This window comes from uncultured Campylobacter sp., assembly GCF_937921625.1.
Taxonomy (GTDB): Bacteria; Campylobacterota; Campylobacteria; order Campylobacterales; family Campylobacteraceae; genus Campylobacter_B.
This window is the reverse complement of record NZ_CAKZTI010000035.1, coordinates 1-22,427: the sequence shown is the minus strand read 5'-3', so window position 1 is coordinate 22,427 and position 22,427 is coordinate 1. Positions and strand designations below refer to the sequence as shown.

Annotated in this window: 21 protein-coding genes; 8 read left to right on the top strand and 13 right to left on the bottom strand. The window is 43.6% G+C overall.

All coding sequences use genetic code 11. From position 1 onward, the window contains the following. Window positions 1-542: 542 nt before the first annotated feature. Window positions 543-1,967 (bottom strand): SPFH domain-containing protein, encoded by a 1,425-nt coding sequence (locus Q0101_RS05410; RefSeq protein ID WP_297943052.1) that lies wholly within the window; start codon window positions 1,965-1,967, stop codon window positions 543-545. A 159-nt stretch (window positions 1,968-2,126) separates the two neighbouring features. Here Q0101_RS05410 and Q0101_RS05405 point away from each other — a divergent pair, with 159 nt between their 5' ends. Together Q0101_RS05405 and Q0101_RS05400 are read left to right on the top strand one after the other, a co-directional pair. Beyond that, the gene (locus Q0101_RS05405; protein WP_297943050.1) at window positions 2,127-3,146 is read left to right on the top strand and encodes an ABC transporter substrate-binding protein; all 1,020 of its coding nucleotides are present in this window, start codon (window positions 2,127-2,129) and stop codon (window positions 3,144-3,146) included. Between the two features lie 496 nt (window positions 3,147-3,642). Continuing rightward, window positions 3,643-4,206 (top strand): isoprenylcysteine carboxylmethyltransferase family protein, encoded by a 564-nt coding sequence (locus Q0101_RS05400; protein ID WP_297943048.1) that lies wholly within the window; start codon window positions 3,643-3,645, stop codon window positions 4,204-4,206. A gap of 334 nt (window positions 4,207-4,540) precedes the next feature. Here the strand turns inward: Q0101_RS05400 and Q0101_RS05395 are convergent, their stop codons facing one another. Beyond that, window positions 4,541-5,923 carry an SH3 domain-containing C40 family peptidase gene (locus tag Q0101_RS05395; protein ID WP_297943046.1) on the bottom strand — a complete coding sequence of 461 codons (1,383 nt, stop codon included), beginning with the start codon at window positions 5,921-5,923 and terminating at the stop codon, window positions 4,541-4,543. Between the two features lie 56 nt (window positions 5,924-5,979). On the opposite strand from Q0101_RS05395, the gene Q0101_RS05390 reads away from it, so the two are divergent. Continuing rightward, entirely contained in the window at window positions 5,980-7,320 is a 1,341-nt protein-coding gene (locus Q0101_RS05390; protein ID WP_297943044.1) for an AAA family ATPase, read from the top strand. A 216-nt stretch (window positions 7,321-7,536) separates the two neighbouring features. Here Q0101_RS05390 and Q0101_RS05385 read toward each other — a convergent pair whose 3' ends face one another. From Q0101_RS05385 to Q0101_RS05335, 11 genes are all read right to left on the bottom strand, one after another. Then, complete coding sequence (locus Q0101_RS05385) at window positions 7,537-7,983, bottom strand: hypothetical protein (protein WP_297943042.1); 447 nt, start codon at window positions 7,981-7,983, stop codon at window positions 7,537-7,539. Between the two features lie 295 nt (window positions 7,984-8,278). Then, window positions 8,279-8,953: an AAA family ATPase gene (locus Q0101_RS05380; RefSeq protein ID WP_297943040.1), complete on the bottom strand. Its 675-nt coding sequence runs from the start codon at window positions 8,951-8,953 to the stop codon at window positions 8,279-8,281. Continuing rightward, complete coding sequence (locus tag Q0101_RS05375) at window positions 8,950-9,651, bottom strand: nucleotidyl transferase AbiEii/AbiGii toxin family protein (RefSeq protein ID WP_297943038.1); 702 nt, start codon at window positions 9,649-9,651, stop codon at window positions 8,950-8,952. Before Q0101_RS05375 ends, Q0101_RS05380 begins: the two co-directional genes overlap by 4 nt. After that, complete coding sequence (locus Q0101_RS05370) at window positions 9,642-9,974, bottom strand: hypothetical protein (protein ID WP_297942266.1); 333 nt, start codon at window positions 9,972-9,974, stop codon at window positions 9,642-9,644. The genes Q0101_RS05375 and Q0101_RS05370 overlap by 10 nt, the downstream gene beginning before the upstream one ends. Window positions 9,975-10,010: 36 nt before the next feature. Then, window positions 10,011-10,286, bottom strand: coding sequence for a hypothetical protein (locus Q0101_RS05365; protein WP_297942268.1), 276 nt, complete (start codon window positions 10,284-10,286; stop codon window positions 10,011-10,013). Between the two features lie 419 nt (window positions 10,287-10,705). Next, window positions 10,706-11,023, bottom strand: coding sequence for a hypothetical protein (locus tag Q0101_RS05360; RefSeq protein WP_297942272.1), 318 nt, complete (start codon window positions 11,021-11,023; stop codon window positions 10,706-10,708). A gap of 31 nt (window positions 11,024-11,054) precedes the next feature. Next, on the bottom strand, window positions 11,055-12,407 hold the full coding sequence (locus tag Q0101_RS05355; protein WP_297943035.1) for a type II toxin-antitoxin system HipA family toxin: 1,353 nt from the start codon (window positions 12,405-12,407) through the stop codon (window positions 11,055-11,057). Window positions 12,408-12,556: 149 nt separating this feature from the next. Continuing rightward, the gene (gene vapD, locus Q0101_RS05350) at window positions 12,557-12,949 is read right to left on the bottom strand and encodes a VapD family protein (RefSeq protein WP_297943033.1); all 393 of its coding nucleotides are present in this window, start codon (window positions 12,947-12,949) and stop codon (window positions 12,557-12,559) included. Continuing rightward, window positions 12,946-13,263 carry a hypothetical protein gene (locus Q0101_RS05345; RefSeq protein ID WP_297943031.1) on the bottom strand — a complete coding sequence of 106 codons (318 nt, stop codon included), beginning with the start codon at window positions 13,261-13,263 and terminating at the stop codon, window positions 12,946-12,948. Before Q0101_RS05345 ends, vapD begins: the two co-directional genes overlap by 4 nt. A 61-nt stretch (window positions 13,264-13,324) precedes the next feature. Further along, on the bottom strand, window positions 13,325-13,642 hold the full coding sequence (locus Q0101_RS05340; RefSeq protein ID WP_297943029.1) for a hypothetical protein: 318 nt from the start codon (window positions 13,640-13,642) through the stop codon (window positions 13,325-13,327). Window positions 13,643-13,759: 117 nt separating this feature from the next. Beyond that, a complete protein-coding gene (locus Q0101_RS05335; protein WP_297943027.1) occupies window positions 13,760-14,638 on the bottom strand; it encodes an aminotransferase class IV in 879 nt (292 codons plus the stop codon). An 83-nt stretch (window positions 14,639-14,721) separates the two neighbouring features. Here Q0101_RS05335 and Q0101_RS05330 point away from each other — a divergent pair, with 83 nt between their 5' ends. The 5 genes from Q0101_RS05330 to Q0101_RS05310 form a co-directional block, all read left to right on the top strand. Further along, window positions 14,722-15,225 (top strand): hypothetical protein, encoded by a 504-nt coding sequence (locus Q0101_RS05330; protein ID WP_297943026.1) that lies wholly within the window; start codon window positions 14,722-14,724, stop codon window positions 15,223-15,225. A gap of 409 nt (window positions 15,226-15,634) precedes the next feature. Beyond that, on the top strand, window positions 15,635-16,444 hold the full coding sequence (locus Q0101_RS05325) for a transporter substrate-binding domain-containing protein (protein ID WP_297943024.1): 810 nt from the start codon (window positions 15,635-15,637) through the stop codon (window positions 16,442-16,444). A gap of 94 nt (window positions 16,445-16,538) precedes the next feature. Then, on the top strand, window positions 16,539-17,345 hold the full coding sequence (locus Q0101_RS05320; protein ID WP_297943023.1) for a transporter substrate-binding domain-containing protein: 807 nt from the start codon (window positions 16,539-16,541) through the stop codon (window positions 17,343-17,345). Between the two features lie 100 nt (window positions 17,346-17,445). Then, window positions 17,446-18,249 carry a transporter substrate-binding domain-containing protein gene (locus tag Q0101_RS05315; RefSeq protein WP_297943021.1) on the top strand — a complete coding sequence of 268 codons (804 nt, stop codon included), beginning with the start codon at window positions 17,446-17,448 and terminating at the stop codon, window positions 18,247-18,249. A gap of 567 nt (window positions 18,250-18,816) precedes the next feature. Next, window positions 18,817-22,427: hypothetical protein (locus Q0101_RS05310; protein ID WP_297943019.1), on the top strand; the 3,611-nt coding region annotated here is incomplete at its 3' end.

The window sequence follows — 22,427 nt, the reverse complement described above, 5'->3', positions numbered from 1 at the left end:
CTCAAGCATTTGGCGGCAACCGATAACCGCTAAGCGTAGCCTATGAGCGTTATGTATCAGCGCCGAAATTTTAAATCTTGCTTTGCGAATTTTTTAAAATTTACCCACAGTTTTGCCGCCTGCAAATACTTACGATTCCGCGCCGCCTTCAAACGCTACGCACGGGAGCGTGAAATTTTACGAGCGTTTGAAATTTCACAGCGTTTAAATTTCACGATATTCAAAATTCCACGGCATTTTAAGATTTCACGGAGATCTGAAATTCCGCGAGTGTTTGAAATTTCGCAACCTTTAAAATTCCTCCAGCGTCTTAAATTTTATCCAAATATGCGAGCAGGCAGCAAACCGCTCGGACGGGCAGGCCGCTCAAATTTGCTAGCCCGCGCCGTGCCGCTAGCTATCACTCAAAATTTACTCCCCAGAATTTTGCTCCTATCAAGAGCGCAATAATCTCGCCACCAGCTATTACTCAAATTTACTCTCCTCCGCAGTGCCGCTAGTGTATAAATTTAAAATTTTACTCGCCCGAGGCGCTGCGAATATTACTCGGATTTATCCCCCTCCTTGGCGCCCGAAATTTTATCCAGCACCTTTTTGCCGACCTCGCTTTGATTTAGCGCTTCGAGCATCGCGGCTAGCTGCGTGCCGCCCTTGGCGCTTAAAATTTCACCGAATTTACTCATCCCCTCGCCTACGCTGCCTTCGTTCGCGATGATCTTAAGATCCGCCGCGCTTAGCGCCTTGGCCTGCTCTAGGCCGATGTCGCGGTTCGCTTCGATCTGTTTGATCGAAATGAGATAGGTCTGGTATCCCTGATTTTCGCCGATCTCGCGTGCAAGCTCGATCTGTGCGTTTACGGGCGCGAGCTCTTTTAGCCTAAGCGCCTCGGCCTCTGCAGAGCCTATCTTTAGCGTACCCTGCGCTTCTTTGTCCTTCATCTCCAAAAGCGCCGCGGCGGCGAGAAACTGCTTCTCTTTATCGCCCTGCGCTACTAAAATTTGATTTTCCTTGATCGCTTCGGCGTCGCGGATTTTGGCGTTTTTGCGCGCTTCGGCGTCGATCTCGATCTTGCGCTGCTCCTGCTCGGCTTTTACGATCTCCACTTGCTTTTTGATCTCGGCCTGCTTGACGTCGTTTACCCGCACGACCTCCATCGCCTTTTCCTGCGTGATCTTTTGCTGATCCTTGATGAGCTGCTCGGCCTGCTCCTTTGAGATCGCGACCTCTCGCTCGTTTTCGACGGTCTTAAGGCCCACCATCTTGTTGGCTTCCTGCTGGCGCACTTCGGTTGCCTGCGCGGCTTCGATCTCGGCGATCTGGGCAAGCTTGGTGTTGTTTGCGACCTCTACGCGGCTTTCCTTTTCGATCTGGGATTTTTTCTTCTCCATGATGTTTAAGATGACCTTGCTACCGCTGCTATCTCGGATATCCATCAGCTCGATGTTTTTAACGGGCTCGATACCCCAGTTTTGCAGCTGCGTCTTTACCGCCTTGGTAAAATCATCTCCGAGCTCGGAGCGGATCTGCAAGATGTCCTCAAGCACGCGGCTCGAAAGGATCGAACGGATCGAGCCTTGAATGATATTTCTAAGCTGATTGTTAAGATCCTCAAAATTATTGACACGTTGCGCAGCTAAATTTGAATCCATAATCCTAAAAAACGCCGTGATATCGACGACGAAAGGAAGCCTGCCTAGATCATACGCCTCGTAATCCTCGATCTTGATGCTAAAAACAGAGACCGGCAAAACGATCTTCGTAACGCCCAGCACCGGCACCCAGCTCGGGAATTCATAATAGCTGTTGCCATTACCGGTATCTTTGCCGTAGCTCGTCGTCTTGCGCGCACTCTGGACGATATGAACTTCATTCGTCTCCACTATACGCCTAAAAAACAGAGGCACGATGATAAAAAGCGCGATTAAAACCCCGACGGCGGCGCCTATCAAATATAAAATTTCACCCATTTTCTCTCCTTTAAAAATGCTAAATTTAAAATGGATTATATAAAAATTTACTTTGAAAAATAATAAATAATCACGGCGACAGCGGTTAAAATTTACGCAATTTTAATGAGGTTTTTTGTAATATCGCGGCATATATTTCAATGCCCTTTAGGAGAAAAAATGAAAAAATTTTTACTACTGCTTTTGGCAGGTGCGCTTTTTGCGAGCGCGGCAGAGCTTAGAACTATCAAGGATATGGACGGAGCTGAGGTCAAAATCCCCGCAAAAGTTGAGCGTATCGCGGCACTCTGGCACTCGAACAATCAAATTTTACTGGCCCTAGGAGGAGCGGACAAGATCGTCGCTACCACCGATAACATCAGCAAAAACGCATGGTTTCTTAAAATTTATCCGCGCCTAGCGCAGATCCCAGTACTGCTAAAAAATAATGACGTAAATTTAGAGGAGCTAATGAGCCGCAACCCCGACGTAGTCATAGTCCCAACCACACTGGCAGGCGAAAATTTAGCTAAGCAGGGCTTTACCGTTTTAAAGGCGAGCTTTAGCGATTACGAGCAGATGAGGCGCAGCATCAGGATGTGCGGCGATATGCTAGGCGGCGACGCGCCGCAAAGAGCGAAGGATCTGATCTCAAATCTCGATAAAAATATCGCTTTGGTTAGCGGCCGCACCGCGAATTTAAGCCCCGATAAGCGTCCGCGCGTCCTTCACATCGTAGGCGGAAGCGATCTTTTAAAGATCGATGGTAAGGGCACGCTGATCGACTCGTGGATAGAGCTAGCCGGCGGAACGAATGCGATCACCGCCACCAAAGGCCCGATGAAAACAATCACCGCCGAGGAGATCATCGCTAGCAACCCGCAGATCATAATCGTGGGCGGCGATCACAACGAAGATGCGGTAGAGAAGATCAAATCCAGCCCGATCTACAGCGGCACGGATGCGGTCAAAAACGGACGCGTTTATGGCAATCCGCGCGGGGTTTTCAACTGGGATCGATACGGCGCGGATACGGTACTTCAAATTTTATGGGCGGCTAAAACTATTCAGCCGGAGCTTTTTGCCGACATCGACATAAAGGCCGAAACTAAGGCGTTTTATAAAAAATTTATGAATTACGAGCTAAGCGACGAGGAATTTGGCTATATTTTAAAAGGACTTAACCCGGAGGGTAAATAAGACGCGGCACCGAACGAACGGCATCAAGCGGACAGCGTATGTGCCGAACGTCTCATCATGTAGGCGGCGGATACATCGGCGCGGAATGTTTCATCGTGCGGCGGCACATCGGTGCCGAGCAGGCCGCCCGTCCTATCTTAACACTGGATAGACAAATCGTCTAGTCATACGAGCGGGCGTCGTCGTATCGTCAAAACAAGCGGCACTATCGCATTTTTGGCGCGTTGAAGTGCGGATGCCGCCCGCATAAAGCACAGATCCCATCGGTGCTTGGCGCATCTATACCTAAATGACGGCGTCGCTGCCACATTGTCCCAACCGAAGCGGCATCCTTAACGCGCGGCGCGCCGAGCAAACATAGCCGCAGTATGTCAGACGGGCGGTGCTAGGCGGAGTAAAATTTAAACCCGCGGCGGGTGAAAAAGGACAAAGCAACGATAAGCAAACAAGGGCAAAACAAAGCTGCGAGATAAAATTTAAAGCAAAGGGGGCGGTCATGGAAATTTCATTTTTTACGACGCTTGAGCCTTCTCTAGCGGGCGCTTGGATACCCTCATTTGCGATGGTGCTGATACAGTTCGCGTATATGTTTATCTACAAGGAGGTCGGCAAGCGCGCCACCGATACCTCATGGTACACGCTCGCGGATAAGCGAAATGCGATCATAAGCTCGCTGCTGCAAGTAGCGCTGCTCATTTTGTCGTTGTTCGTGCCGCTTAAGACGGGCAGCGCGTGGTTTTGGATCGGAGCAGTGGTCTATGTAGCGGCTTTCGTGGGCTTCATCAAGGCATTTTACGACTATGCGGCAGCCCCTGCGGACAAGGCCGCACAAGGCGGCATCTACCGCCTATCGCGCAATCCGATGTATTGCTTTTATTTCCTCGGCATGGCGGGCGTTTGTATCGCTTCGGCGTCGCTGTGGCTACTCATAGTGATAGTGCCCTTTGCCATATACAACCATCTCGTGGTTCTCGGCGAGGAGCGCTACTGCGAGCAAGCCTACGGGCGGGAGTATCTAAAGTATAAACGCAAGACGCCGAGATATTTTTTGTTCTTTTAAGGGAAGCGGCGCGCGATTGAGCTTTAAAGCAGGAGTGTAAATTTAGATAGCGCTTTAAATTTTAACCGGACTTGCGGGCTAATTTTAAAATTTCTCCCGAAATTTTAAAGACTGCGAGATATAGGCTTAAATTTAGACTAAATTTAAGCCCGAAATTTCAAATTTGCTCGCCGTCTAGGCTAAATTTAAAATGGCGCAGCACCTAAACGCCATTTTAAATTTGCGCCTGCATGCACCGCAGCATCGTCAAGCGCGCGACTCCACCAACGGCAAAAGCAAACTATGACGACGGCTGCTAAGCGAAGTCCAATTCACGCCCATATCCGCAAGCAGCCTAATTTCCGCTCGCATACGCAGACAGGGTGCTCGGATCCTCAGGAGCGAACCGATCGTCCGAAATAGCGTCATCCTCGCCCGAAAGCACGCTCATAGCGCTGATACGCGAGATCAGCAGGCGATCCTCGGCGATGTCCGCGCGATCCGAGCCGATAGTAAGCGACGTAATCGCCGTACGTCCGATGACCGCGCGCCCGCCATCTATCGTGCGAAGCCCCCAGATATCGTGCAGCACCGCAGGCTTGCCGCCCACCTGCCCTACGTAGAGCATCACGTGGCCAGGCATATACAGCAGGGTTTTATACGCCACGCCGTTTTTGCCGATGAAGTTAAGCTTTTCGTCCGCGCTCATCCCCGCCAGCGAAAAACGCTCGCCGCGACCCGATTGCGCCTTAGAATTTCGCGGCAGCCACAGCCCGAAATTTGCCAAAAAATCTTTCGTCATAAGCGAGCAATCGCGAAGAAATTTATACCCGCCCCAGCCGTATTTCTGCCCGAGCAGGCTAGCGGCTACGATCTTTGAGTTCTGCTCATCAAGCGGCGCAGGCCAGAGCTTCGCATCCTCCGCGCTAACGAAATATCTCTTGCCGCCAAACTGGGTTAAAATTTCGCCGCTAAATACGCTCCGTACGCCGAGCGTGCCGCCAAGATCGCGCTCGCCGCTAAAATCATACGGCAGGATCGTGCCTGTACGCGCTCTAAAAAGCTCCGCGCCGTTTACGTCATAAATGGCGGCGCCGTCGCGCAGGATCGTTATAAATTTAGAATTTGCGTAGATATCCGCCTGCTGAGGACTGATGCGCTTTATCGCATCGCTTCTTATCCAGCCCCACACGCCGTCGTTGCGCACGAACGCCCACACACCGTCTCTACTGTAATGCGACAGCAGCATCGGATAGCCCACGCCCACGGCGGAATTTGCGGCGTAATCAAACGGCTCGCCTTCCCCCGGCTCGCTCGGATCGCCGAAAATAGGCAAGTCGCTTGGGATATTTCGCAGCAGCGCGTTTTTTACCGTTATAGCGGGCTCAGATATTAGCCCAAATGCCTCTTCATTGGCGTTTGCGCGGATGCTCTGATAGATCGCGTCGTTATATATCCTGCCTGCGGCGTCAAAGTGGCGTCCCTTGGCATAATTAAGCCCCCAAAACGTATCGATTTCGGCTTTAATCGGCGCATCGTCAAACCAAATTTTAAAATAGCGGCTCTTAAACGCGCTTCCGCTTATGTTTTGCACCGACGCAGGAGCGGGCAGCCGCTCGCTGTTTTGAGCGTATTCGAGATCTAAAACCGCGGGATTTTCCGGGATAAATTTATGGACGGTTTTACCGCAACCTGCAAGGATTAAAGCCGCAAAGATAAGAGATACTAGTCGTTTCAAACAAAATGCCTTTTAAAAAATTTTGGCTATAATTTTGCCAAAAAACAGGAAAAAACTTGATAAATTTCATCATCCAAAAGCTAAAAGATCGCAATATTTTTATCACGGGCGGCGCAGGCGTGGGCAAAAGCTACGTAATAAAAGAGCTCATCGAAAATTACCGCGCTCGCGGCAAGCTCGTCATCGTGCTTGGCAGCACCGGCATCAGCGCCGTAGAGATCGGCGGCGTGACCGTGCATAGCTTCTTCCGCTTCGGCATTTGCAAAAACCACGAGGAGCTAAAAAGCTTCGATCGCAAACAAAGCGGCAAGTTAAGCGAGCTGCGAAAAATTTTAGCCCTCGCGGATCTCATCGTGATCGATGAAATTTCAATGATCGGCGCCGAGCTTTTCGAGATGATCTATCTTAGAATTTCAAGCTCTAAATTTAACGGGCGGCTGCTTGTTACGGGTGATTTTTATCAGCTTCCGCCGGTGCGCAAAGAGGGCGAGAGCGCGCCGCGCGCGAGCCTATTTAGCGACTCGGATTACGCCTTCGGCTCGTACGCGTGGAAGCAGTGCGAGTTTTTTTACGTCGAGATGATAGGCTCTAAGCGCACTGCAGATGCGGCACTATACCGCCTGCTTTGCGAGCTGCGGCTCGGCACCCCAAGCGAGCAGACGGCGGAGCTGATGCGATCTTTGATCATCGATGCCGCGCGAGCAGAACCAGATGCCACGATAATCTCGGGCCGAAACGCCGAAGTAGATGCGATAAATAACGCCAGACTAGCCGAGCTTAATGCGCCGCAGAGCAGCTTTGAGGGTATTTATGAAGCGCTACAAAGCGGCGTGAGCGAGCAAAAAATTCAAAAATGGATCGCCTCGCTAAACGCGCCGCAAAGTCTGACGCTGAAAGAGGGTGCAAAGGTGCTGTTTACCGCAAACAAAAGCGGCGAGTTTTTTAACGGCGAGCAAGGCGTCGTCGAAAAGATCGAAAAAAGTTCCGGCGGCGAGATCGAAAGCGTGGTCGTAAAAAAGCCCTCGGGCATACTAAGCCGCGTAGGGCTGCAAACATACGAACTAAGCGAGATCGCCGCAAGCGGCGCGGATGCCGAGCAGATCGTGCTGGCGCGGTATTATCAATTCCCACTCAAGCTCGCATACGCCATCACGATCCACAAATCCCAAGGCATGAGCATCCCGCAGCTCATCTGCGACATCGACAGGATCTTTGCCAAAGGGCAGCTCTACGTGGCGCTTTCGCGTGCGACGAGCCTTGCGGGGCTTGGCGTGATATATACGCGCACGGAGCCGTTGTTGCGGTATTTGCAGCGCAGCGCAAGCGCAGACGAGGCTGTAGTGAAATTTTATCAAGAGAATGAATTTTATAAAATTTCGGATCAAAAGGTGGAATAAATTTAAAAAATTGCAGTCGTGATTTTGCATAGAATTTTGAAATTTTGCGGCGTTTTAAATTTAATGATATTTGCGGTGTAAATTGCGGCAACGCATAACTAGACTTAAATTTTAGTCTATTTTAGAATTCGTGCGACTTTAAAATTTTAAATTTTTGTAAACCAATCAGTCTTACAAATTAAAATTCTCAAATCCGATTCTCCCACGGAAATCAGTCTACTCTATTGCGACGTCTTCGAGCTCTTTAGATTCATAAAATTCCCGTACTGCCGGGTTTTTAAAAACCGTTCTTTCTTTTAGGTTTCTATCAGAATAGAATGTTATAATGACGTCATTGGGGAGGGATAGCGGCGTAATTAGACCCTCCTCCCCAGCTTGTCTTTTGCTATCCATAGTTACTCTAAATCTAATCCCGTCGGAATCTTGCCACTCAAATACTTTTCCGGTTTTAGTTTTATCTTCTAAAAATGGTTCCCCAAAAATTTTCATATATTTTCTTAGACTTCTACCTAAATTAAGTAACTCTTCTAGGCTAACCTCACCTATTGCTCCTTGTTTTAAATGATATTTCAGATGCTCTGCACCAATCCCCTTATCTCTTTTTATGTTATGCCAACCCTTAACATACATAACGACCGTATCTATGACCGCATTCTCAACCAAGGCAATATCTGGGTTGATAGTTACGGGCGTAGCCCTTTTATCGTTAAAGGTAACGTTATAAATTCCCAGTTTTTCTCCATCTTTCTTAAAATTCTCATAAAATTAAATTTTTATTCGTTTGATGCCTCTGTTCTGCGCAAAACTTTTTAAATTTATGTTCTTATCAGAGCAAAATGCTATAATAACTTTAGAGGAAGAGGTACGTGGCGGTTGTGCCCTCTCTTCCTTTTTAAAATTTCCTCGTAAAAACCAACTGATTTTCAATACTTTGCAAATTCTATTTTAGCTGCTGTTTCTATTCTTTCTCTTGAAATTTTTTATTAGTATAAGCTCTACCCTCTTTTTGAAACTCTTTGACGGCGGAGTAGTCTTCACTCATATTTTTTAAAACATCTTCAAGCCACAATACTTTACCAAGCGTTATGATTTCGCCGTTTTCTTTCTTGGCTATCAGGCGTAAATTCGAAAATTTCTGATCTTCCTCGTTTAAAATTTCTCTGCTATTGTCATAAAAATATATCTCCTCGCAAAACGGAATCACTTTAGCGAGGTTATCGAAGCTCTGCGAATATCTACGTTCCAATATGGCTTCCTCTATGCTATGGCCGTTCTTTTGTGCCCTAATGGCTACTCTTTGCTTTGACAGATCAACGCTTTCAAGACCCACATAAAAGAGCGTTATCCTATACCCGGACGCTTTTGCAGCGCTTATAAATCTAACTATGCCGCGACCGCTTAGCGTAGTTTCTACGTTAAAATCTATTCCCCTGCGCAGGTAAGACTCTCTAAGCTTGAGCGCTATTTTGCCGGCTCTATTTTGATCCTTTTTATTTTTCCAGTCTCCAAATTCCTTAACGATTTCGTCAGAATTGATTCTAGTGCCGTAAAAATAGTCGCTCTCTAGTTGATTTATATAAAATGTCGATTTACCCGCGCCGTTTATGCCTGCGAAAATATATAAATTTTTCATAGCCCCTGTCCTTTAAACGCGGAGTTTAGCGCTTTTTGCAAGTTAAAAAATTCATCAAAAGTCGCTTTATAATTATCCATAAAGTCTTGCAAAACTGCATCGCTTTTAGCTCTTATGTCCTTTGCCTCTATCATCTCTTTGGGAAAGCTTTTAACCCTAGCGCATATCACCTCCGGCTCGCTCGCGCTCTTTTTGCTTAAATTTTTCACACCCTTTAGCAGATCCACATCACTATTTTTTATAATTGTGTATATATCAAAAATATCTCTGCTCTGTTCCCTTGATAATGCAAAATCGTATTTATTTACTAAAATGTTTTCGATATTATCCACTAAAAAGCCGTGTTTGCGGTCAAAATCCCCTATATGTTCCGTAACGTCATAAACCATATCGATCTTTAAATCTACGCCCGTATCCTTGACGATTAGACGCTTAAAATTTGAAGAATCTACCACAATGTCGAATACGACGCCACTTTGTTTTAAAAATCTTACGAACTTAACCATTTCGTCTTTGGCGGATACATCTTTAGCGCCGGTAAATAGATCTATGTCATCCGAATATCTAGTGCCCTCTAAAACAAATCTATGAAGTGCCGTTTCGCCTGCCAGATAAAGATAGCAAGAGCTTTCGGCGAGTAAATTTAAAATTTTATCTTGCGCTAGGTATAGCTTATCGTAGTATTTTTTTAGTTCCATCTCATATCCCTTAGCTGATACGAGCTGTCGATATAGGCGTTTATTAAAGCATCTAGCCTCAATCTCGTTCTTTCTTTATTAAAATTTATAGGCTTATTTTGCCAATCTTTTAAAAATTCCACCACAAAGCGTTCATCCATAATGGCTAAATCCATCGTCATAAATTTAGAATTTTCCAAAATCGCGGAGAAAATTTTTCTAGCAAAAAATTTATTATGAATATTTTCTACTATATACTCGGGAGTATAATTCGTATTGCCCCAATAGCAAGTCTTTAGAATATTTTTTGCTATCGCGATTTGCTCATCTTTGCTTAATTGCATGCTTATCTCCTTTACTCATCAGGCGTTAGGGCGCTTTTATTTGACGTATCTTTTTATCCTAATATAATCTAAATCCTCTTTCTTTGGTATTTCTTTCACGACGAAACCGCTAAAAAGCTGTTTAAATTCTTTGATCCTTTCATTATTTTCTATATCATCACTTAGCACTTCCTCATTATTGTTTGTAACGTTTATATTGTCTAACCTTTTAAAATCCTTAACTTTTTCAAACAACAACTTAGCTACATCTATTAGATCCTGACGCTCTTTTGGTATATTGAGCTCGAATTTTACAAATTCTTGTGTCTGCATAATACGCCTTTATTTTAGATTCTTAATCTAGTCAAGGCTCTGACTTCTTTGATTTCCTCATCTGTCGCGGTAATATGATCCGCCACGCCGATAAATTTTTTAGCATTTTTTACTTTGCTTTTAGCTTCATCATCAGATACCTCGCTGGTTTCGACTATACTCGCTCCTAAATTTAAAGCTTCGTTTAAGTCCTCAAGTATTTTTTTTGACGGCTTGTGATTGCTCTATCGGTATGCTTATCATAGATAAATTTGTCGTTAGCTTTTTCATCGCCTCTCCTTAGAAAATATCTAAAATTCCTTTTAGCCTTTGCGTCGCCTAACGCCTAGACAGCTTTTGCCGCACTCGCCCTATGATGAGCCTTTGAATTTTTGCCTCTTTGATAGCAAGATCAAAATTTATGGCTTTGCGGACAGGTTTCATTTAAAGACCCCTTTCTTTTTTAGCCTATTGTAACCAGCTATTAGATCTCCGTCTCCTTCCTCACTATCGAGCCAAATCCATTCGATCAAATTTTCCATGAACCATTTTTGATCCATTAGCCCAAAATGCGTAAATTTACTTAAATGCGGAAAGTCCTGCTCATCATCTTCCTTACAAAGATAGGTAAATTTATCCTTTTTTACTAGGTTACACTCCTGCGCAAAGCGATCGATTATTTGATACACTTTAGCTAGATCACACCTGCCTTCGCGTATAATTTTAGCCTCATCCATTACTATTTTGGTGCCAAGCATCTTTTATCCTCTCCTTTGATGTAACATCTTACTAATACATCCGATTTCTATTTTTATTTCTCGGCTTATTGCCATCATTTTTATCAGTATCAACGTTAGAATTCTCAGACTTATATTTTGCTTTAATTTTATCCATAGCAGTAGTATCGTTTGGGTCAATACTATCCATTTTAATCCCAAAAGTCTCTTCAATATCGTATCGTTTCACAATTCCTCTAATTTTTTCAAAATCTTCGTGTTCGTAATTATTTTTTAACATTTTCAAATTATCGCTATTTATTCCATTTTTTTTAGCTATTTTTTCAAATTCGTCTCTTGCAATTAACATATCTGATAAAATTTCTTCAAACTCTTTCTCATTTATATCGAAAAAGTCTTTTATTTCATCAAATAGTTCAACGGAAGGCAAATTTACAAAATCTATAAAATTTAGTGCGTGATTTTGTTTTGAATAGCTTATGGTTTCTGGCGTTATATCGAAAGCGGGGCTCAAATTCCAAGTCTTTGTGTTTTCGTCGTACAAAACGCCATGGTTTCTCAAATGATCGTCCGTATTACCGAATAAACCATTGAAGACCATTCTACGAAATAGCTCTTTTTTGTTCTTGCTATCTAACATGAAAGCTAAATCTATATAGCTCTTTTCATTGTTTGTTTCTCCGTCTTTAACACCCAAAAGCGTCATTGCTGATTTATACGGTATTCTTTTATCGCTCGCTCTATCAAATCTTTTAACAAGCAATGCCGTTCCTTTCATTGTTTCATAAAGTTCTGCTTCACAAACATTTATTTTTGCTACTTTTGCCACTTCCAACATAGTTTGTTCGCACTTTGAAATTTGTCTATATTCGTCTTTTATTGACGGAAATTTAGCAATATACAGTTCGTTATTTTTAATAATACTAGCCTTAGGTCTAGCTCCGCCCAAACTACCGCTCGGTGCCAATAAGTTTTTTATATCACTATCCAAGCTTTCGCCTTGCTCTATTCTATATGCCGATGTACAAAGTTCATTTATACTTGTAAGTTTTGGAACATTAGTTTTGGACGATACAAATTCATCTCCTTTTTTTATCCTTATAGAACCTATTCTAAAATAATCGCTTACGCCAATTAGATATTCGCTATTTGTAAGTTCACTTCCTGCTTTTCTTTTTTGAATAAGCCGCCCCCACCTATCGGGGCTTATATCGCAAAATACGCCCCAAAGGTCTTTTGAAATAAATTCAGTATCTTTTAAAGGTAAATTCGGATCTATTTCAAATCCATTTTTAATCCAATTTTCATCGTATGAAAAATAATATGTTTCGTTTTTTCCTATTGCATATACTTTCATTTTGCCTATTTTAGTTTCATTATGATAAATTTTAAACGAATTATCCATTTTTTATACCTTTATCATTATTATATTATTAAGTTATGAAAATATGTATAACTTAGCTATCGTTATACATATTTTCATAACCGTCTTTGAATTTTCGTTTGTGAAGCTTTGGCTTCATCGTTAAAGCCAAAGCTTTTAAATATATCCGCTTACCGATCGCTTTCATCAAGAGTGTTGCGTATCCGGGATAAAACACCGCTATCGCCCTGAGTATCTTGTATAGGCGGTTCGGCTGCTTCAAATGTATCCTCGCGCGCGGATATATCTTTTAATCGTATCGACCATATCGTCGTTACGTCAAACCTATTCACACATTTACTTAGCCAAGGAAATTGATGCACCATTCTTAAAATAATCTTATTGATCTGGCTTTCCTTCATCGGTTTTATCGATATGTATCCACTCGATTGTTTATGCTCAAAACCGTTGTTTTCCATAAAAACTTTAATTTTGCTATAAGCTACACGATAATCTTTGCCCGGATAGAATTCTTTCAGAGCTTTGGTATCTAAATCAAAATTTATAAATTTACGAGCATTCATTTAAAAATTCCTTCTTCTTTTAACTCTATATAATCTGCAATTAAATTGCTGTCGCCTTCCTCGCTATCGAGCCAAGTCCATTCGATCAAATTTTCCATAAACCACTTTTGATCCATTAATCCAAAATGCGTGAATTTACCTAAATGCGGAAAGTCCCGTTCATCGTCTTCCTTGCAAAGATAAGTAAATTTATCCTTTTTTACTAGGTTACACTCCCGCGCAAGACGATCGATCGATTGATACACTTTGGCTAGATTATACTTGCCTTCGCGTAGAATTTTGTCCTCGTCTAGGACTATTTTAGATCCTTTCATAACTACTCCTTTAAAGATTTGGTATCTAAATCAAAATTTATGGCTTTACGGACGCGAACGCTCATTTAAAATATCCTTCGCGTTCAAATTCGTGTATAGTATCTATAAGATTTCTATCACCTTCCTCGCTATCCAACCATATCCAATCTTTCACGTTATCGCGAAAAAATTTTTGATCCATTAGCTTAAAATGCGTAAATTTACCAAGGTGCGGAAGATCCTGCTCGTCGTCTTCCTTACAAAGATAGGTAAATTTATCCTTTTTTACGAGGTTACACTCCTGTGCAAATTTATCGATTATTTGATACACTCTAGCCAGATCACATCTGCCTTCGCGTATAATTTTAGCCTCATCCATTACTATTTTGGTGCCTAACATCTTGTTCTCCTATAATCTTTTTTATTTCCTTTAATATTGATAATCCCATTTAAATTTCCTTTGCTAGAAAATATTACTAATAATCTCACAATTTTTAAATTAAATTTGACCGCCCTATTACAGTCCTGCTTCGGCTCTTAGCCGCGCGGCATACATCTCGCGCAGGCGCGGTACGTATTTGCCGACCGCACCGCCGCCGATCGCTCTGCCGTCTGCTTTTACGATCGGCAGCACCATAAGCGTCGCCGCGCTGATAAAGGCTTCATCGGCCTCATAAACCTCGCTCATTCCAAACGCTCGCTGCTGCACGCTAAGCCCCGCCTGCTCGGCAAAGCCTAAGATCACCTTGCGGCGGATGCCGGGCAGTATGTCGTTTGAAAGCGGCCGCGTGATAAGGACGTCATCTTTGATGATAAACGCGCTGGAGCTCGAACACTCAGTAACCAGCCCGTCCTCGATCAAAAAACACTCATAAGCGCCCGCCCTGTGGGCCTCGTGCTTTAAGATACACTGGGCTAAAAGCGAGATCGATTTTATATCGCGCCTGTGCCAGCGGATCTCGGGCAGGCTTACGATCTCGATCCCCTCTTTTGCGAGCGGATTATCAAAAATTTGCGTATGATAGACAAAAGCAAAGACGCTGGGCTCTATGCCGCGGACGTAGTCAAAATCGCGCATCGCCGCACCTCTTGTGATCTGGGTGTAGAAAGCGCCCTCGCTCACGCCGCCCTGCACGATGAGTTCATATAAAATTTCCTCATATTTTTCGCGAGAATACGGAATCTTTAGCTCGATCTGCGCGGCGCTGCGCTCAAAGCGCTCCCAAAAATCCGCTCTGTCGCAAATTTTAGAATTTACCACGGGTGCTACTTCATAGATGCCGTCTCCAAGCACGAAACCGCGATCAAAAGGGCTTATCGCAGCCTCTTTGGCTTTGCAAAATTTGCCGTTAATATAAACTATCTCGTCGCCGCTCATTCCGCTGATTTCAAACATAATCTCTCCTTGAAATTTCGCACTATTTTATCTTATAACAATTTAATTTAAGATATAATGCCGCAAAAATCGAAGGAGCTCCGATGGATAAATCAAATTTTAAAGATAGGCTTTTAGAAATTATGTTTCATGTCTCGCACAAGCCGGTACTCTTCCGTGATCTACTCGAAGCCAACGCCGAGTTTAACGACGGAATGCTCGTCGATCCTTCGAAGCTAAATTTTAGATTCAACTACGGCAAATCCTACGTGATCTTCGCCTGCTTCGCATTCGTCTGCGTTATGTTTTTGATAACGCTGACGCACGCGATGTTTGAAAAGATCGACTTTCACTTCTCCATTTTATTTACGATCATAGCGACGTCGGCGGTTTTTATCGGCTTTGATTGCTTCAAAGCGTGGGCTAGAAAAAAGCTTACTCACGAGCTCATCAAACGCGCATGGGCGAACCATTTCCTCTACTTTCCCTACGAAAAATACAGCCGCATAGTCGAAAACATCTACAACGAAGCGCTCAAAAACGACATACCAAGGCGCGATCTGGAGCAATACGTGCTAAGCAAAATCGTAGAAGTTGGCGAAAAATAGTTTTAAAATACCGCAAAATTCTATAACACAAAACAGCATTTCAACCCAAGCAAATTTTAAAATTTTATTGCGAAATATGCGGCGCGTGGACAAGACGTAAAATTCCGGCTCGAAAAGCAAGCGGTATGATGGATAAATTCCAAATCAAATTATATGCCGGTGCTGCAAAAACTGCGCCGTAAATTACGATAGATAAATTTTAATCAAAGCTTATACTTTCCTGCGCCACATTTCGCTACGGCTAAATTTCACTTCATAAAATTTATCTATCGTTTCTTAAATTTTAATCTTGCCCACTTACTACCGATTTAGCAATCCGTATTATGTAATTGAAGTTATGTTTAACTATTTTAGGGTAAAATCACGCAATATCTAAGGGATAATATTAAATTTAAGAAAAGGATAGTTTATGAAGCTACTTTTTTGTATTATTTTTACGCTTTGCAACGGTGTTTTTGCGGGCAGTTTGGAGCAGATCAGATCTGCCGGAGTCGTTAAAATCGGTGTTCGTGATGGTAGGCCACCTTTTAGTGATGAAAAAAGTGGTAATTTCGAAGGCTTTGAAATTAACCTTGCAGACGCTATAGCTAAGAGCATATTCGGTGATAAGCGCGGTAGAGTCGAGTTCGTCCCTCTAAACGCCAGCGATAGGATCTCTGCATTACAAAATGATAAGGTAGATCTTGCAGTCGCGACCATCACGATAACGCAAGATAGAAAAAGGCAAATCGACTTTTCTTATCCATATTTTTCGATGAGTTTGGGAGTTTTGACACGTAAAAGCGATGGCATCAAAAGTATAGACGATCTTTCAAACAAAAAGGTCCTAGTAGAGGGTAGCGGGACTACGGCAGAAAATTTTTTGTATAAAAATAAAATCCACAATCTAATCCATTGCTCCATTACTACCGAATGCTATGATATGCTTAAGCAAGGCAAAGCCGATGCTTACGTTAACGATAATCTCATCGTGCTAGCTTATTCCATTATCGACGACAATTTAGAAGTAGCAATCCAAAATCTAGGTAATCCGGAATTCTTAGGCATCGGGGTGCGCAAAGGCAATACCGAACTGCTTGATCTGATAAATAAAGAGCTTGTTACACTTAGCAAGCAAGGCTTTTTCGAACGTTCTTACGATGAAACTTTCAAGCCATTTTATCAAGGCGCTGCAGATAAAAAATATTTCTTACTAGATGGGCTCTATGCTATATTTTAGGACGGAATTTAGCAGTGTTTTATCTAACGCCTTCGACTAAAATGCCATTTATTATAAGCGGATAATATGCGAAATCCCATTTTAAGGACATAAAATGAAACTACTTTTTATAGCGGCTCTATTTTGTGCGGCGCTTTTTGCCGATAGCCTAGATCAAATCAGACAAAACGGCGTCATTCGCATCGGAGTGCGCGACGCCCATCCACCGCTTTGCGAGTCTAATGGCGGCAAATTTGAAGGATTTGAGATTGATCTTGCAAACGCTATTGCTAAAGAAATTTTCGGCAAAAAAGAGGGCAAAATCGAGTTCATCCCGTTAAGCGTAAATGATAGAATTCCATTTTTAGAGGCAAATAAGCTTGATTTAGTTATCGGTCTATTTAGCATCACCAACGAACGAAAAAGAAAGATCGATTTCTCCCTCCCCTACCTCTCCGTAAATTTAGGCGTATTAACGCGCAAAGCCGACGCTTTTACCGATATCGCGCAGCTTCATGATAAAAAGATCGTATTCGAAGGCGACGCGACAGTAGCAGAGAGATTTTTCAAAACCAAAGGATTTAAAAATTTAGGCCATTGCGCTTCGGCTAAGGAATGCTACGAAATGATTCGAAATGGCGATGCGGACGGCTATATAAACGACAATCTCATAGTACTTGCATATTCCGTCATCGATGATACTTTGGAAGTACCGTTTAAAAACCTAGGCCCTAGCGATTTCATCGGCATCGGCGTGCAGAAAGACAACAAAGAACTACTTGATTTCGTCAATGCAGAGCTCATCAAGCTGAGCAAAGAGGGCTTTTTCAAAAAGGCCTACGAGCAGAGCTTTGATCCATTCTATCGCGGTACGGCGGATAAGAAATATTTTCTGCTAGATGGAATTTATAATATGCTCTAAGAGCTTACTTTAAATTTTGAGTCCGGCTTTTAGAATTTTAGTAAATAAAATTTCCTGCTTAGTTTGAAAGCGGAAAAGAGATTAAATTTAAGGATTTGCCATGAAATTGCTTCTTACAATGTTGCTACCATTTATCATTGCTTTTGCCGATAGTTTGGAACAGATCAGATCAAAAGGCGTCGTTCGCATTGGCGTTTACGACGGACAGCCTCCTTTTAGCGAGCTAAACGATGGAACTTTCGAGGGTTTTGAAGTTACGATGGCACAGGCCATAGCAAATGATCTTTTCGGCGAAAAAGGCGGCAGAATCGAGCTTGTGCCGATGAAGGTCGAGGATAGAATTCCAGCACTAGTAAATAACCGCGTAGATATCGTCATCGCTACGATTACCATTACGCCTGAACGCGCGCAGCAGATCGATTTTTCAACACCGTATTTTTCGGTAAATCTTGGAGTTTTAACCCGCAAAGCCGATAGAATAAAATCCTTAGCCGATCTGAAAGAGAAAAGAATTTTGCTCGAAAGCGGCGGTACAGGCGAGGCATTTTTTAAACAAGAAGGCTTTGGAAATTTTACATTTTGTAAGATCGCCAGGGAGTGCTACCGCATGCTAAAAGACGGCGACGTGGACGCCTACGCGACCGATAATCTCATCGCAATGGCATATCCGGTAGTCGATAGCGAGGTAGAAGTACCGCTTAAAACTCTAGGCAAGCCCGATTTTATGGGTATTGGAGTGCAGAAGGGCAATAAAGAGCTACTAGACTTCGTCAATGCAGAGCTTATAAAGCTAAGCAAAGAGGGCTTTTTTGAAAAGGCATACGAGGGGACTTTTAACCCATTTTATCACGGCGCTGCGGATAAAAGGTATTTCTTGCTAGATGGAATTTACAGCTTCTTGTAGGATTTGCGGCTTATTTTAAAATTTATCACGCAAGATTTATCACGTAAATTTTATCTCCTGCTTGCTATGCTTTAGCTCTTGCAGCGGGGATCACATAAAATTTATCGCGCAATCTTGCTCGTTTAAATTTTTCAAAAAAGCTTTTTCGCGGGCGAAACGGCATTTATATAAAATTTCGCTCGTTTAAAATTTATCCTGCATAAATTCTACGTAGGTTTTGCAGCGCGCAGACTTTTGTTTCGTCCTTTTAAAATTTTCCCTGCATAAATTTTACCGTAGCTTGGAATTGCTAAAATAAATTTAGCTCAGATTTTTATTATTTCAAATTTTACTAAAAATCCTCTTGCTAGGATTTTTTACCACTTGTAATCCGCTCAAAATGCCCCCCCACTAAAAAAAGGTTAAATTTTTCAGCCAGGAATTTATTCTGCACAAAGAGTGAATTTTTATTACTTAAAATTAAAAATGTAGCCCCCTCTTTTAAAAACCGATCAGTGATTTTCATATTGCAAACTGATCTATTTTTATGTATAATCGCAAACTTTACGAATTTCAAAGGATCAATATATGAAAAAATCCATCTGCTCCTCTATGCTTAGCCTCGCAGCGGTGCTCGCACTAGCGCCCGCACAAGCGCTTTGCAACGCAGATTCTAATCCGCCGCTTATCCATACCCATAATAACCTCTATTCGGCGGGATTTAGCGGCAATACTAGCGGCAGCGGAAGCACCAGTCCAAATGGCAATATTACGACGATTACGGGCGTTGCAAGTGGCGGGACGGATTACTCCGGCGGCGTGATTTACGGCGGAGGAAGCGGCGACGGGATTGCGGACTTTACCGAGTTAAACTCCGCCTCCAACAATAGACTTACGATTAGAGGCGCAAACGCTTACGTGGGTATCGCAATAGGCGCCGAGGCCAAGGGGGTATCAGATAATTACGTGAGCTTAGAAAACGGCTCTAAGGTAAATTTGGTCGTGGGCGGGCAAGGCATAGCGGCGTCAAAAACGGGCAACGAAGGCGAAGCGACGCGAAATCAGGTTTTTGTAAAATACGGCGCCGAAATCACGGGAAATGCCGATAACTTCGGCGGTAGCTCAAATAGACATTATAATATCATCGGCGGCAGAAGCGGAGCAGACAAAGAAGCCTCCTCTAACGCCGTAACAATCGACGGAGGCACTATCGGCAACGGCTCCGTTACAAATGTAATCGTAGGCGGCATAGTAAGCGGTAGCGGTGATGCCGTATCGAATAGAATAACTATCAAAGGCGGCACGTTTAGAGGGAGCTTCGATATATTCGGCGCTCAATCCTCCACGGGAAAAAGCAGCTATAATAGCGTCAATATAACGGCGCCTTATTACGGCGGCACAAGCACTATTACTTTAAGCGGTAGTGGTAGAATTTGGGGCGCAGCAGGCGGAAGCGGAAACTCTAGCGCAAACTCCGTATCCATAAGCGCAAAGCTAAAAGCGCAAAATTACCAAGTAGCAGGCGGCCAAGCAAATAGCGCTAGCGCAATGAGCGCAAATCGCGTAGAAATCAATAACGACGATGCGATCGTAGGCAGCGTCACGGGCTCTTTGGGCGGCGCCTCAAGCTCGCGAAGCGTAATTGATATTTACAAAGGTACCGTAAAGGGCGATGTTGCAGCAGCAAGCGGCATTGCAGGCGAATCGGATGGCGATAGAGTTACTCTAGGAGCGTCAGACTCCAACAAAGGCGTACACATCGGAGGCAATGTCTATGGCGCACGTGCGGGAAGCGTCAAAAACGCAGTCGTTTATATCAATAAAGAAAGAACGACGATAGCAGGAGACGTCTTTGCGGGCTACGCTACAAGCGGCAGCGTCGAGAATAGCAACGTAAATTTTAGAGGCGGCACTATAAGCGGTACAATCTACGGCAGCAATAAGAATTCAGATAAAACTAATACTTTGCATATCGAAAATTGGGTCGGCGGCGGCATTAAAAAAGCCAAGGATATTAAGAATTTCGGCTCTATAAATTTTAACGATCTATATTCCACTACCGAAGCTGATGCGCCGCTCACTCTAACCACTAACGGCAATACAAATTTAAACGACACAAAGATAGAGGGTATAAAATCAGATTTAGACGAAGGAAAGTACTATCTAATCCATAATTCAGGCGGCGGCACGATCACCAGAGCCGCACAAACCGTGCAAGATAATCAAATTTATACGATTACCGACAAAGATCACTATCAAATCACCGGCACCACGATCGAGGTCGAAAACAGTAAGAATTTAATCATGCAAAAGGGCACTCTAACTCGCTCTTGGATAGATCCCAACTTCGATCAAAGCGAGCTAATGCAAAATCAAAATTCTAACAAAGCTGCGGGCGCTACTGAGCTATTCGGTAATAAAGGCAACACCGTAATCGTAAAAGATGGTGCAGGCAATCTAGGCGGTAAAAACATAAGCTCGGGCAGAGACGATGCTACCGATGGAAGCAACAGCATCCACGACAACCACACCAAGATCAATGGCGGAAGCAACATAGGCGAGATCGATGGCGGATATTCAAATTCCGCTACCTCGCAAGAAATTTATAATAACCACGTAACTTTCGAAGCAAGCGGAATAGACGTGGGGTACGTAAATGCGGGCATCACTCATAGCAGTAGCGGCGGCGGGGACGTCCACGATAATAGCGTAACTACGAATGCTACGATAATCCACAATAGCATTTACGGCGGCAATACTAGCAACGGAGAAGCTAAGTCCAATATCGTAACTATCAACAACGGCAGCATAGGAGCAATGGCGGTAGGCGGCAAGGGAAACAGCGCGATTTCCAACACCATAACTCTTAACTCGGTAAACGTAGGCGGAAGCGTATACGGCGGAAAAGCTAGCGGCGCTGCCTCCTCCAACACTGTAAATTTAAACGGCAACACGCAAGTTGCTGGCAACGTCTACGCAGCGGAAGTCGCTAGCGGTAGCAACAACGTAGTAAATTTCAGAAGCGGTAGCGTAGCAGGCACGTTATACGGAGTATCTAGCGCAAACGCTAGCAATTCGGGCAATAGCCTAAATATCCTATCTTCAAACTCCGGCAATGGCCTAAATGCAGGGAATTTTGCAAATTTCAATAAATTGGAATTTAACCTAGCCTCCCTTAGCGAGATAGAAAACGATGCTTCGTCTAGTACCAAAAGAGCTTTAAGCTTAACCGGCTCCGGCAATACCGATCTAAGCGGTACAGATATATTTGTAAACTCGGTAAGAGAATTTAATGCTTTAAACAATGCAAGCTATCCAGATGGCGATAATAAGAAATACACACTTGCCTATAAAAGCGGAGGCGGTAAATTTACCGGATATGATCCACGCTTTAAAGACAAGGGCTACGTAACTCAGCTAAATAAAAACTATGTCATAAAGGATGCCAATACCTTTAGCAGAAACATAGGCGGTATGCATATAAGCGAGGATGAGCGGGAGCTTTATATTCAAAAGCTTATTAAGACTAACGAGAGCATAAATGGGGATTTCGATGCGGATGAGCTGCAGAAGTATCTTGGTGCCGGCGGTCTTAACGGAAATAACATAGATATAGGCAAAGCGGGGGAGGATAAGAATTTTAACGCTAGAAATATCAACGCAGCAGGCGCAAACAATACGTTAAATTTCATCAGCGGTCATAATGTAGGCGTAATAAGCGCAAGCGGTGGCGGCAACACCCTTAACATAGGAGCTAGCAATAGCTCTCCTGCGGCAGTAAATTCCTTAAGCGCTAAAAATATTAGCGGTTTTGACAGGTTAAATTTCTTCCTTCCTAACTCTATTAGGGCATCAGATAACGTACTTACCCTAAGCGACCCTACTGCCAATACCGATCTAAGCAACGTAAGCAATATCACGGCTTATATAAGCGGAGTAAGCAGTCCGATTAATCCAAGCAGCGAGATTCATCTGATAAACAAGCAAGGAAGCGGCAGCCTTATAGCTCCTAACGCAGCCAATATGCATGCAACGCTAAATGTAGGGGTAAGTCTAAGCTATAACCCTAAAATTTATCAAAGCGGCAATTATCTAAATTTAGGATTCGATGCTTCCTCGGCTCCTAGCGCGCGCGTAAATTCTAATACCAAATCCTTCGCCGAAACCAGAGCCGCAAGCTTAGCCAGCCTAAAGAGCGG